The 11480-nt window shown below is 73.4% G+C and carries 13 protein-coding genes and 1 pseudogene; 5 read left to right on the top strand and 9 right to left on the bottom strand.

The window, feature by feature from the left end:
- From BN344_RS20890 to hemQ, 3 genes and pseudogenes are all read left to right on the top strand, one after another.
- Window positions 1–193 (top strand): annotated as a pseudogene (locus BN344_RS20890) (hypothetical protein); the annotation flags it as partial.
- A 73-nt stretch (window positions 194–266) separates the two neighbouring features.
- Entirely contained in the window at window positions 267–416 is a 150-nt protein-coding gene (locus BN344_RS19990) for a hypothetical protein (RefSeq protein WP_155858930.1), read from the top strand.
- Window positions 417–482: 66 nt separating this feature from the next.
- Window positions 483–1211, top strand: a complete 729-nt coding sequence (gene hemQ, locus BN344_RS17320; RefSeq protein ID WP_040339725.1) for a hydrogen peroxide-dependent heme synthase — start codon at window positions 483–485, stop codon at window positions 1209–1211.
- Window positions 1212–1219: 8 nt separating this feature from the next.
- Here hemQ and msrB read toward each other — a convergent pair whose 3' ends face one another.
- From msrB to BN344_RS17305, 3 genes are read right to left on the bottom strand one after another with little or no spacing between them, the layout of a single operon-like run.
- The gene (msrB, locus tag BN344_RS17315; protein WP_040339724.1) at window positions 1220–1636 is read right to left on the bottom strand and encodes a peptide-methionine (R)-S-oxide reductase MsrB; all 417 of its coding nucleotides are present in this window, start codon (window positions 1634–1636) and stop codon (window positions 1220–1222) included.
- 41 nt (window positions 1637–1677) lie between these two features.
- Entirely contained in the window at window positions 1678–2352 is a 675-nt protein-coding gene (locus BN344_RS17310) for a response regulator (protein WP_197022366.1), read from the bottom strand.
- Window positions 2336–4465 carry a sensor histidine kinase gene (locus tag BN344_RS17305; RefSeq protein WP_051516066.1) on the bottom strand — a complete coding sequence of 710 codons (2130 nt, stop codon included), beginning with the start codon at window positions 4463–4465 and terminating at the stop codon, window positions 2336–2338. Before BN344_RS17305 ends, BN344_RS17310 begins: the two co-directional genes overlap by 17 nt.
- A 175-nt stretch (window positions 4466–4640) precedes the next feature.
- Here BN344_RS17305 and BN344_RS17300 point away from each other — a divergent pair, with 175 nt between their 5' ends.
- Together BN344_RS17300 and BN344_RS17295 are read left to right on the top strand one after the other, a co-directional pair.
- Window positions 4641–5288, top strand: coding sequence for a hypothetical protein (locus BN344_RS17300; protein ID WP_040339723.1), 648 nt, complete (start codon window positions 4641–4643; stop codon window positions 5286–5288).
- Window positions 5289–5410: 122 nt separating this feature from the next.
- On the top strand, window positions 5411–5866 hold the full coding sequence (locus tag BN344_RS17295) for a hypothetical protein (protein WP_040339722.1): 456 nt from the start codon (window positions 5411–5413) through the stop codon (window positions 5864–5866).
- 110 nt (window positions 5867–5976) lie between these two features.
- On the opposite strand, the gene BN344_RS17290 is transcribed toward BN344_RS17295, so the two are convergent.
- The 6 genes from BN344_RS17290 to BN344_RS17265 all read right to left on the bottom strand — a co-directional run bounded on the left by BN344_RS17290 (window position 5977) and on the right by BN344_RS17265 (window position 11454).
- Window positions 5977–6180, bottom strand: a complete 204-nt coding sequence (locus BN344_RS17290; RefSeq protein ID WP_040339721.1) for a cold-shock protein — start codon at window positions 6178–6180, stop codon at window positions 5977–5979.
- Between the two features lie 162 nt (window positions 6181–6342).
- The gene (locus tag BN344_RS17285; protein WP_040339720.1) at window positions 6343–6786 is read right to left on the bottom strand and encodes a hypothetical protein; all 444 of its coding nucleotides are present in this window, start codon (window positions 6784–6786) and stop codon (window positions 6343–6345) included.
- Window positions 6787–6956: 170 nt separating this feature from the next.
- The gene (locus tag BN344_RS17280; protein ID WP_040339719.1) at window positions 6957–7499 is read right to left on the bottom strand and encodes a hypothetical protein; all 543 of its coding nucleotides are present in this window, start codon (window positions 7497–7499) and stop codon (window positions 6957–6959) included.
- A 103-nt stretch (window positions 7500–7602) separates the two neighbouring features.
- Entirely contained in the window at window positions 7603–8670 is a 1068-nt protein-coding gene (locus BN344_RS17275; protein ID WP_040339718.1) for a DNA polymerase domain-containing protein, read from the bottom strand.
- Window positions 8671–8721: 51 nt separating this feature from the next.
- Window positions 8722–10293, bottom strand: coding sequence for an alpha/beta hydrolase (locus BN344_RS17270; RefSeq protein WP_040340100.1), 1572 nt, complete (start codon window positions 10291–10293; stop codon window positions 8722–8724).
- Window positions 10294–10362: 69 nt separating this feature from the next.
- Window positions 10363–11454 carry an ATP-dependent DNA ligase gene (locus BN344_RS17265; protein ID WP_040339717.1) on the bottom strand — a complete coding sequence of 364 codons (1092 nt, stop codon included), beginning with the start codon at window positions 11452–11454 and terminating at the stop codon, window positions 10363–10365.
- Window positions 11455–11480: the final 26 nt, after the last annotated feature.

Genomic DNA, 11480 nt, shown 5'->3' with positions numbered 1-11480 from the left:
CGCCCTGCCGGCGACGGCGGGCGCCGTTGCGGCAGCGGTCGGGTCGGTGGGCGGCGCCGCGTGGCGTCGGTGGGCGGCCGCCCGTATGCCCGACCCGGCGGCGGCTCTCATCGAGGACGCCGTCGCGCTGGGGCTGGCCGCCCTGGCCTGCCTGCCCGGCCGCAGCCGTCCCATGCTCGTCGCCGTCCGCTGAGACGCCCCGGCAGGTGGTGGGCGCCACCGGTCCGCGCGGGCATTCCGGCAGGCCCGCCGGCGTTGCATCCTGCGTGAGCACCGTGCACGACCGGAACCGCCCGAACGTCCCCCGACCCCGCCCCGCCTACCGCTGCCTGCGCCACCACGTCTGGCTGGCCGCCTGCGACGACTGCCGCACCGAGCACGCCGACCTGCTGACCGGCCGGCGCGCGGGACGCTGAACCCCACCCGCCCGCGACCTGCCACCGGGTCGCGGGCGGGTCCACGTCACGGGGGATGATGGGGCCATGACCGAGCAGACCGGGGAACGGACCGAGGAACGCAGCATCGGCAAGCGGGCGAACGAGCTCAACGCGAGCATCCGCTACACGATGTGGTCGGTCTTCAGGTTGGCGCGGCCGCTGGCCGACGAGGCGCGCACCCCCGCGGCCGACGAGGTCTCCGCGCTGATCGAGGAGCTGGCCGGCAAGGACGTCGTCGTCCGCGGCACCTACGACGTCGCGGGTTTCCGGGCCGACGCCGACCTCATGGTCTGGTGGCACGCCACGACCCCCGAGGCGCTGCAGGAGGCCTACACCCGGCTGCGCCGCACGACGCTCGGCCGGCACCTCGACCCGGTCTGGTCGCAGATGGCGCTGCACCGGCCAGCGGAGTTCAACCGCAGCCACATCCCGGCGTTCCTGGCCGACGAGGAGCCCCGGCGCTACGTCTGCGTCTACCCGTTCGTCCGTTCCTACGAGTGGTACCTGCTGCCCGACGAGGAGCGGCGGGACATGCTCAAGGAGCACGGCATGCAGGCCCGGCCCTACCCGGACGTGCGCGCCAACACCGTGGCCGCGTTCGCGCTCGGCGACTACGAGTGGATGCTCGCCTTCGAGGCCGACGAGATGCACCGCATCGTCGACCTCATGCGCGACCTGCGGGCCAGCCGCGCCCGCCGGCACGTGCGCGAGGAGGTGCCGTTCTACAGCGGCGTCCGCAAGCCGATCGCCGAGCTGGTCCGCGACCTGGCCTGAACGGCCGGCTACTCCGCCGGCTGCAGGCGGATGGAGACCGAGTTGATGCAGTACCGGTCGCCGGTGGGGGTCTGCGGGGCGTCGTCGAACAGGTGGCCCAGGTGGCTGTGGCAGGTGCCGCACAGCACCTCGGTGCGGATCATCCCGTAGCTGCGGTCCTCGCGGAGGATCACGTTGTCCTCGGCCGAGGCCTCGTAGAACGAGGGCCAGCCGCAGTGCGAGTCGAATTTGGTCTCGGACCGGAACAGCTCGGCGCCGCAGGCGCGGCACTCGTAGACGCCGACGGTCTTGGTGTCGACGTATTCACCGGTCCAGGCGCGCTCGGTGCCGGCCTGGCGGAGCACCGCGTACTCCTCCGGCGACAGCTGCGCGCGCCACTCCTCGTCGGTCTTCTGCACCTTCGGGGTCTGGGAGGAGGTCGTCATGTCCAGACGAACCAGCTCCGCCCGAGCGCCATTCCCCGCGGTCAGCGCCCGAGCCCGGCGTCGCGGGCCCGCACGATCGCCTGCGCCCGGTCGGTGACCTGCAGCTTGGTCAGCACGTTCGACACGTTGTTGCGGACCGTCTTGGGCGACAGGTACAGGGCCGCCGCGATCTGGGCGTTCGACCGGCCGGCCGCGACCAGGTCGAGCACCTCCCGCTCGCGGGCGGTCAGCTGCGGGAAGGCGGTCTCCGGACCGGCCGGCCCGGCGCTGAAGAACTCCGCGATCCGGCGGGCCAGCGCGGCCCCGAAGACCGCACCGCCGTTGGCCACCGTCGTGATCGCCCGGACGACCTCCTCCTGGTCGGCGCCCTTGAGCAGGTAGCCGCGGGCACCGGCGCGGACGGCGGCGAACACGGTGCCGTCGTCCTCGCTCATGGTCAGGACGACGACGCCCACCGACGGCGAGGCAGTGGTGATCCGCCGGGTCGCCTCGATGCCGTCCATGCCGGGCATCTGCACGTCCATCACGACGACGTCGGGCTGCTCGTCCACCGCGAGGGTCACCGCGGACCCGCCGTCGGCCGCCGTGCCGACGACGACGAGGCCGGGCACCGAGCCCAGCAGCACTGCCAGGCCGTCGCGGTACACCGGGTGGTCGTCCACCACCAGGATCCGCAGCGGTTCCTCGTCGGTCCCCGGCTCAGCCGCGCCGCTCATCGACTCCTCCTCCCGCGGGCAGGACCGCCCGCACCACCGTGCCGCCGGAGGGTGGGCACTCGACCGTGCACCGGCCGCCGAGTTCCGCCGCCCGCTCCCGCAGCGAGATCAGGCCGACACCCGCGGGGGCCGCCGGGTCGATGCCGACGCCGTCGTCGGTCACCGTTACGACCAGCGTGCCGTCGTCGCACTCCAGCGCGACGGCGACGCGCGAAGGGGCCGCGTGCCGGGCGGCGTTCGCCAGCGCCTCGGAGGCGATCCGGTAGGCCGCCACCTCCACCGCGGCGGGGAGCTCGGCGACCCCGGGGCCTTCGGTGACGGTGACCGTGACCTGCGCGGGCAGCACCCGCTCGGCCTGCTGGCGCACAGCCCCGGCCAGGCCGAGGTCGTCCAGGGCCGGTGGCCGCAGGTCGTGCACCAGCCGCCGGACGTCGGTCAGCGCCGTGGCGACGTCGTCGCGTGCCTGCCGCAGCATCCGGTCGGCCTCCTCGGCCCGACCGTCGGCCGCCAGGTTGCGGGCGGTGTCGATCCGGAGGACGACAGCGCCCAGGCTGGGCCCGAGACCGTCGTGCAGATCGCGGCGCAGCCGGCGGCGTTCCTCCTCGCGCGCGCTGACGAGCTGCTCCCGGCTGGCCTGCAGCTGGAGGGCCAGGGAGCTGGCGCGCGCCGCGGCGGCGGCCTGCCGGACCACGTCGGCGAGGAGCCGCTCGTCGCGCGTGACCAGCCGGGCGCGGACGCCGTCCCGGGGGAGGAGCAGCCGGCCGATCTGCTCGCCGCGGTAGGCGATCGGCAGCGTCTGGAGCGCGCCGGGGCGGCGGCCGTGCTCGGCCACCACCTGCTGCCCGCCGGGAGCCCCGACCTCGACGCCGACGTAGGACGAGCGGAAGGCCTCCGCGACCGAGGCGGCCACCGCCATCAGCTGCTCCTCCGGCCCGTCGCTGCGCTCCAACCGCTCGGCCAGGCCCGAGACGACCCGGTAGGGGTCCTCCCGCTCGCCGAGGACCCAGCGGCGGACGATCCGCCACAGCGCCGCCCGCAGCGGCACGTAGACCATCGCGACCAGCAGCAGGGTGACGACGAGGGCGTTGCGCTCGTCGAAGCGGTCGTCCAGGAACACGCCGGCCACCGCCAGCACCGCGAGGTCGAGGACGACGACGCCGACCGCCAGCCCGCCGTACACCAGCGTCCCGCCGAGCAGCCGGTCGATGTCGACCAGGCGTGGACGCAGGATGCCGACCGTCACGGCCAGACCGGTGAGGCCGATGGCGATCGTGAGGTCGAGGCTGATCGTGGTCGAGGGGAAGAGCAGCGCGGCCGTGATGACCAGCGCGTCGACGACACCGGCCCACAGCAGCCAGTGCATCCGCCGCCGGTCGTCGCCGGTGGCCGCACGCAGCCGGTGGACGACGACGGCGAGCGGCAGCACGATCCCGACGGCGCTGAGCGGGAAGGCCAGGTGGAGCAGCGGCATCACCACGGCCTCGCTCAGCGGCAGGCTGGTCGGGTCGAGGTCCAGTCCCTGGTAGGGCTCCGGCATCGACTGCCCGGCCCGTTCGTCGAGCAGGTCCGCCGGTGTGGTGACCACCAGTACGGGCAGCAGCGCGGTGCAGCCCAGGGCCACGAGCGAGACCACGCGCCAGCGGCCGGTGGGCAGCCGGCCGTCGGGATAGAGCAGGAGCAGCAGGGGAAGCCCGAACAGCAGCCAGGCGCCGAACCGCTGCACGAACCAGAAGGCGAGCGAGGCTCCGGCCAGCGGCGGGTCGCTGTGCACCGCGTAGGCCAGCCAGGACGAGGCCAGCCCGTCGAAGGCCCAGAAGAGGGCCATGCCCGCGACGACCCAGGAGACCGCGTTCCGCGGGGCGCGCTGCAGGAGCAGCGCACCGGGGACGGCCAGCAGCACGCCGGACAGGCCGATCTCCCAGCCTCGGCCCGACTCGGTGGCGGTCCGGGCCGCCTCGGGGGTGATGACGTCGAGGACGACCGTGGCCGCCACGGCGGCGAACGTGACGGCCAGGCCGATCCAGCCCAGTGCGGGCACCACCCGGTCCCACCGGGAGCGTGCCTGCCGGACGGCCGTGGGTGCGGCCGCGGCGGTGCGCTCCCGGACCTCCACGCGCGGATCATGCCGGGACCGGTGTCCCGTCGGACAGGGGCACGGTGTCCCGTTCCACCCGGGACGGACCCGGGCGCGATCTGCCGGCACGGCACTGGCTGCCCGGGACGGCGGCCGACGACGGTCGAGGCCGGCGATGCCACCGGGGCATCGCGCCCCGTCTCCCGGAGGAACGATGTCCGTCAACACCAGCCCGCCGTCCGCCCGCACCGATGCGCCGTCGGTGGCTCCCCCGAGCCGGTCGTCCGACCTGACGAGGACGGTCCGCCTCGGCGGCGTCGCCATGGCGGTCGGCGCGGCCGCCTGGGCCGTCGGCACCGCCCTCACCTACGACATCGACCCGGTCGACGGCGAGTACCCGCTGGCCTACAAGGCCTCGTCGCTGCTGTTCCAGCTCGGTCTGGTCGCCCTGGTCACCGTGCAGCTGCGCACCGGCGCGACGGGCACCGGCCGGCTGGCCCGTGGGTTCCTGCACGCCGAGCACGTGATGCTGGGCCTGGCCATCGCCTCCTCGATCCAGTGGATGGTCGCTCCCGACGTGTCCGAGGACGCGTTCTGGCTGGCGCTCGACGCGTTCTGGCCGCTGTCGATGCTGGGCATGGCCGCGATCGGCATCCGCATCGCCATCGCGGGCCGGTGGCGCGGCCCGGCGCGGATCTGGCCGGCCATCGCGGAGACCTGGCTGCTGTTCATGATCCCGGCCATCGCGCTGGTCGGTGACGAGGGGAGCGCGTTCGTCAGCACCGGTCACCTGCTGCTCGGCTACACGGCGCTCGGCGTCATCCTGGCGACCCGGCCGGAGCTCACCGGTCCCCGCGACTGAACGGGTCTGCCCCTTCTCGCGGTGTGGCAGCCGGGTGCGCGGTCGACCGCGAGCCCGGCTGCCACACCGCGAGGGCGAGGTGGCCGCACGCCGCGACGAGCCCGGCGAGGAGACTGACCTCCGTGACCTCTCCGCTGCCCGACACCTGGTTCACCCGCGACCTGCCCGTGCTGCGGGCGATCGCCCGGCTCGTGGACGCCCCCGAGCACGGCGGTTCCCCGTACCTGCTCGGCGCGGTGGTGCCGGCGAGCGGCCTGCCCAAGGCGGACGTGATCGTGGCGGCGAAGGCGCTGGCGTCCGCCGGCTACATCGAGCCGCTGACCAACCACGCCGGCGACATCGTGCGCATCACCGCGATCTCCGCGGAGGCGCGGCGGCTCGCCGGCCTGTGGCCGACGCCGCAGGGGGAGTGGGACCGGCTGCTCGAGCAGCTGGCGGCGCGGGCCGAGCACGCGCCGACCGACGTCGAGCGGGAGCGCTGGCGGGCGTTCGCCGAGGCCGCGTCCGCGGTCGGGCCGCACGACGGCGCGCTGCTCATGTCGGCGCTGATCGGTGGCTACGTGCCGCGGGCCCGCTGAGCCGGCGCGATCCGGCCTGACGAACGACGACGCCCCCGCCCGGCAGTGCCGGGCGGGGGCGTCGCGAGTCTGATCAGGAGATCAGACGCGTCGCGAGTCTGATCAGGAGATCAGAGCGGGGTGACGTTCGCAGCCTGCGGGCCCTTCTGGCCCTGCTCGATGTCGAACGCGATCCGCTGGCCTTCGTCGAGCGAGCGGTACCCGCTGGTCTGGATGGCCGAGTAGTGGACGAACACGTCAGGTCCGCCACCGTCAGGGGTGGCGAAGCCGAACCCCTTCTCTGCGTTGAACCACTTGACAGTACCTTCGGGCATTGCTCGCTCCTAGCTGAGGTTGTGCATCGGGGTCCTGCCATAGCGCAGGGCCTTCCCGACGTCCCAAAGCGTAGCGGCTGATCACCGGAAGGGACCAGGCCTGGGCCGGCATCCGGGCCGGTCGAGGGCGTTCAGGACCGCCGCGCCGAGCCCGGAACGGGATCAGAACCGGCGGCCGGGCTCCTCCGGGAAGGGCGGCGTGGGCGGTACGTCGTGACCGTAGGACGGGCCGACGTAGGTGAAGCCCGCGGACGGCGGCTGCGGCGCCGCGGACGCCGGCTCGACGTGCGGCAGCGGAGCGGGACCCGGGCGGTGCGGGCCGGAGCGCCACGACGTGACACCGATGATCTCCGCCTCGAGCATCGCGCTGCGCGCGGCACGCGCCTGCTCGCGCCGCCACCGGTACACGGAGAGCTCCCAGCGTTCGAACCCGAGCCGGCCGGCCAGCAGGACCGCGGCGACGAGGGCCAGGACCAGCACCGAGTTCACGAGGGCCTCGGCGATCTCGAGGGCGCCGACGCCGGTCCAGCCCGCTGCCTCGAACTCGCGGGAGACCATCATGAGGACGACGAAGACGACGCCGTACGCCACGAGTGCGCGCTTCATCCCCACTCCTCTCCTGGACCGACATCCCTGCTTCGACCAGGGTTGCCCGGGAATGGAGGCCGGCAGTGCGATCCGGGAGGTGGCGTCACCCCGACGGGGGAGGAACCGGGTGATCAGGCCTCGGCGGAGTCGCGCTCCGGGCCGGGCGGGCCGTGTGCGGAGCCGGGCTCCTAGTTGCCGCCGGCGCTGGTGATGACCATGTCGACGCCGTTGTCCGGGTGGTACGTCAAGCTGTAGACGATGCCGTCGTCCTCGGCCTCCTGGACGCCCATCATCGCGGTGGTCCGGTCCATCTGGGCCGTGATGGCGTGCGGGGTGTCCAGCTCGCCGAGGACGCAGTGCAGGCCGGCCGGGTCGCCGTACTCGCTCCGCGTCTCGATGACGATCGTGGTTCCGCCGTCCCGCAGGCTCAGGGTGTTCCCGTCGTCCCTCGCGGTGCAGGCGCGGTAGGCAGCCTCCAGGGGGCGGCCGGCCGCGACCGCGATCGCGCTTCGCTCGGCGCTCTGCCGGTCGTCCCCGGCAGTCACCCGGCCGACGACGAAGCCGCCGGCGGCGGCGACCAGCAGCAGTGCGACGACGCCACCGGTCAGACCGGCGGAGTTCTGCGGCCGGCGGGGCGGGCGGGGCGGCGGGCCGGCAGGTGCCGGCGGCGGCACCCACTGCTGGCCCCACGGCTGCTGCGGCTGCGGGCCGGTAGCCCACGGTGCGCCCATCACTCGGTCCCCGTTCTCGATGCGTGGGACCGGACCGTACGGGCCGGCACGATTCCGTAGCACGGCTCCAGCGCGCCCGGCCCCTCGTCCGGGTGAGGCCGGTTCAGCCGTCGTCGCTGGTGACCCGCTTGGCCCGGCTGGGCTGCACGCGCATCGGCTCGCCGGGCATCTTGGGGTAGTCGGGCGGATAGGGCAGGTCGCCCAGCCCTGCGTCCTCGACCTGCTTCTCGAAGAGCTCCAGCAGCGGCTCGATGCCGAAGGCGTGCCCGGCCAGGCCGGCGTGCTTGTCGCCCACCGCGCGGAAGCGGTCGGGCATGGTCAGGACGTCGAAGTCGAACGGCGAGACGTCCGGCAACTCGTCCCAGTCGACGGGGGCCGAGACCGGGGCGTGCGGCTTGGGCCGGATGGAGTACGCCGAGGCGATCGTGCGGTCCCGGGCCATCTGGTTGTAGTCGATGAAGATCTTCTCGCCGCGCTCCTCCTTCCACCACGACATGGTCACGAGGTCCGGGAGGCGCCGTTCCAGCTCGCGGCCGAACGCGATCACCGCGTGCCGCACCTCGGTGAACGTCCAGCGCGGCTGGATCGGCACGTAGATGTGCACCCCGCGGCCGCCGGAGGTCTTGGGCCAGCCCTCCATACCGAACTCGTGCAGCAGTTCCCGCACGTGCGGGGCGACCCGGACGGCGTCGGAGAAGTCGGTGCCCGGCTGCGGGTCCAGGTCGATGCGGATCTGGTTCGGCGACTCGACGTCGGCCTTGTCGACCGGCCACGGGTGGAAGGTCAGCGTGCCGAGGTTGGCGCACCAGGCGACGACGGCGACGGAGTCCGGCGCGATCTCGTCGGCGGTCCGTCCGCTGGGGAAGGTGATGTGCGCCGTCGGCACCCACGGCGGGGCGTTCTTCGGCACCCGCTTCTGGTAGAACGCGTCGCCGCTGTTGTCCACGCGGGTGGAGATCCGGGCACCCTCGAACACCCCGCCCGGCCAGCGTTCGAGCGTCGTCGGCCGGTCCCTCAGCGCGAACAGGATGCCCTCGCCGACCGCGACGAAGTACTCGACGACGTCGATCTTGCGGATCCCCTTGTCGGCGAAGTACGGCTTCTCCGGATTGGAGACCCGCACCTCGTGCCCGGCGACGTCGAGGATCACCGCGTCCTTGCTGCTCGCCATTCCGCCCATCCCCTCATCGGCCGGAGCCGCTCCTCGGCCGGGCGCCGAGTCTCACGCAGGGCAGGTGAGGCCGTCCATCGGGGGCACCAGGTCGATGAGGTACTGGTTGACCGCGTCGGTCACGCACGGGGTCTTCGGGTAGGCGGTGTGCCCCTGCCCCTGCCACGTCAGGAGGACGCCGGAGGCGAGGTCCTCGGCGAGCTCCACCGCGCCGGGCAGCGGCGTCACCGGGTCGCCCTCCGTGCCGACCACGAGGATGGGGGCACTGCCCTCCGCGTCGCGCTCGGGGAGCGGGGTGCGCTCGGCCTCCCACGGCGTGCAGGTGTACAGGCTGACTGCCGCGCCGGCCCCGAACAGCGGGTAGGTCGCGTCCCACTCGGCGGCCAGCGCCCGCACCTCGTCGGCCTCGTAGGTCTCGTCGGTGTCGGCGCAGTTGATCGCCACGTTGGCGTCGAGCAGGTTGGTGTACTCGCCGTCCGCGAGGCGCCCGGAGTAGCTGTCGGCCAGGGAGAAGAGCCCGGCGGAGTCGCCCAGCCGGGCGGCGGCCAGGGCCTGGGACAGCTGCGGCCACGACCCGGTGTCGTACAGCGCCGCCTGCACCGCGAGCTGGACGACACCCGGCGTCGCCAGCCGCGTCTCGTCCGGCTGGGCACTGGGGATCGGCGCCTCCGAGGCCTGCAGGAGCAGGTCCTCCACGAACAGGCGGGGGTCCGGACCGAGCGGACAGCCCGCGATCAGGGACGTGCAGTTCTGCGCGAAGGCGTCGAAGCCCGCCTCGAACGCGGCGGCACTGGCCTCGGCGTCGGCCCGCGGGTCACCGTCCGGGTCGACGGCGGCGTCGAGCACGAGGGCGCGGACCCGGTCCGGGAACAGCTCGGCGTAGGTGGAGCCCAGTGTGGTGCCGTACGAGTAGCCGAGGTAGGTGAGCTGCTCGTCGCCGAGTGCCTGCCGGATGAGGTCCATGTCCCGGGCGGTGTCGACGGTGTTGAACGCACCGAGCGCCTCGGGGGACTCGTACCGCTCGGCGCAGCCCTCGGCCACCTCGTCCGCGAGGGCGAACGCCTCGTCGAGCTGTTCCGCGGTGGTCGGCTGCGGTTCGGCGGCGACGATGCGGTCCTTGAGCTCGGCGGGGATGCAGTCGATCGCCGACTCGGTCGACCCGACGCCCCGCGGGTCGAAGCCCACCAGGTCGAAGCGCTGCAGCACGTTCTCCGGCATGGTCAGCGCCAGGGCGATCGCAGCGTCGAGCCCCGAGGCGCCGGGCCCGCCCGGGTTGACCACGAGCGAGCCGATCCGGTCGGTCTGGGCGCCGTGCACCGCGCGCAGCATGACCAGTGGCAGCCGGTCGCTGTCCGGCGCGTCGTAGCTGATCGGCACGTTGACGCTGCCGCACTCGAAGTCCAGCGGACGTTCGCTGCCGGGCTGGCCCTCGAGGAGCGGCCGGACCAGCTCGTTGCAGTCCTCCCACTCGATCGGCTCCGCCGTCGGCTCGGCCGGTGCCGTGGGGGTGGCCGTCGCCTCGGGCTCCGGATCGTCGCCGGACGAGGTGCAGCCGGCCACGACGAGGCTGAGGGCGGCGATCAGGCTGGGGACGACGGCACGCCGGCCGCGGTGCTGACGCATGATCACGAGGATAAGGACCCTTCCGCCCCCCACCCACTCGCGAGCGCGCGGGAAACCCCGCAGGAGGCCTCAGGGGGTCTCCAGCACCTCGGCGAGGTCGTAGCGCACCGGCACGTCCAGCTGGTCGTACGTGCAGCTCAGCGGGTCGCGGTCCGGCCGCCAGCGCAGGAACTGGCCGGTGTGACGAAGTCGACGACCCTCGAGCTGGTCGTACTTGATCTCCACCACGAGTTCGGGACGCAGCGGAACCCACGAGAGGTCCTTCTTCGCGTTCCACCGGCTGACCGCTCCCGGCATGCGAGTCCCCAGGCCGTTCGCTCCGTCTTCCCCCTGGGGAACCTGGGCGTTGGCCCAGTCCTGCCACGGGTGCCCGTCCAGCGCCTCGGCGCGGTAGGGGGCGAGCTCCTCGACCAGTTCGGCCCGCCGCTTCATGGGGAAGGACGCCGCGACGCCGATGTGCTGCAGCGAGGTGCCGTCGTAGAGGCCCAGCAGCAGCGAGCCGACGATCGGGCCGCTCTTGTGCCAGCGGAACCCGGCGACCACGCAGTCGGCGGTGCGCACGTGCTTGACCTTGGTCATCAGCCGCTGGTCGGTGCCGTAGGGGAGTGCGGCGGCCTTGGCGACCACGCCGTCGAGACCCGCCCCCTCGAAGGTGTCGAACCAGCGCTGCGCCGTCTCCGGGTCTCGGGTGATCCCGGTGACGTAGACCGGCGGCCGGATGCCGCTCAGGGCGCTCTCCAGCCGGGCCCGGCGCTCGGCGAACGGCGTCTCCAGCAGCGACTCGTCCCCGATGGCGAGCAGGTCGAAGGCGACGAAGGACGCCGGCGTCTGCTCGGCGAGCAGCCGCACCCGCGACTCGGCCGGGTGGATGCGCTGCAGCAGCGCCTCGAAGTGCAGCCGGTCACCGGCGGGGACGATGATCTCGCCGTCGACGACGCACCGCTCCGGCAACTGGGCCTTGACCGCCTCGACGACCTCGGGGAAGTAGCGGGTGAGCGGCCGCTCGTTGCGGCTGCCCAGCTCCACCTCGTCGCCGTCCCGGAAGACGATGCACCGGAAGCCGTCCCACTTGGGCTCGTAGAACAGGTCGTCGCCGACCGGGAGCTTCGTCGCGGCCTTGGCCAGCATGGGCTTCACCGGCGGGTTCAGCGGCAGGTCCATGCCGCTCAGTCAATCAGCCGATCATG

Source organism: Candidatus Blastococcus massiliensis AP3 (assembly GCF_000582785.1).
GTDB classification, from domain to species: domain Bacteria; phylum Actinomycetota; class Actinomycetes; order Mycobacteriales; family Geodermatophilaceae; genus Blastococcus; species Blastococcus massiliensis.
This window is presented reverse-complemented; position numbering and strand designations above follow the sequence as displayed.

Coding starts and splice junctions, on each gene's coding strand:
- BN344_RS17310 (WP_197022366.1), bottom strand. CDS start 2,352: ATGAGCGGCGCGGCTGAGCCGGGGACCGACGAGGAACCGCTGCGGATC.
- BN344_RS17275 (WP_040339718.1), bottom strand. CDS start 8,670: ATGGCGAGCAGCAAGGACGCGGTGATCCTCGACGTCGCCGGGCACGAG.
- BN344_RS17280 (WP_040339719.1), bottom strand. CDS start 7,499: ATGGGCGCACCGTGGGCTACCGGCCCGCAGCCGCAGCAGCCGTGGGGC.
- BN344_RS17300 (WP_040339723.1), top strand. CDS start 4,641: ATGTCCGTCAACACCAGCCCGCCGTCCGCCCGCACCGATGCGCCGTCG.
- hemQ (WP_040339725.1), top strand. CDS start 483: ATGACCGAGCAGACCGGGGAACGGACCGAGGAACGCAGCATCGGCAAG.
- BN344_RS17270 (WP_040340100.1), bottom strand. CDS start 10,293: ATGCGTCAGCACCGCGGCCGGCGTGCCGTCGTCCCCAGCCTGATCGCC.
- BN344_RS17265 (WP_040339717.1), bottom strand. CDS start 11,454: ATGGACCTGCCGCTGAACCCGCCGGTGAAGCCCATGCTGGCCAAGGCC.
- BN344_RS17290 (WP_040339721.1), bottom strand. CDS start 6,180: ATGCCCGAAGGTACTGTCAAGTGGTTCAACGCAGAGAAGGGGTTCGGC.
- BN344_RS17285 (WP_040339720.1), bottom strand. CDS start 6,786: ATGAAGCGCGCACTCGTGGCGTACGGCGTCGTCTTCGTCGTCCTCATG.
- msrB (WP_040339724.1), bottom strand. CDS start 1,636: ATGACGACCTCCTCCCAGACCCCGAAGGTGCAGAAGACCGACGAGGAG.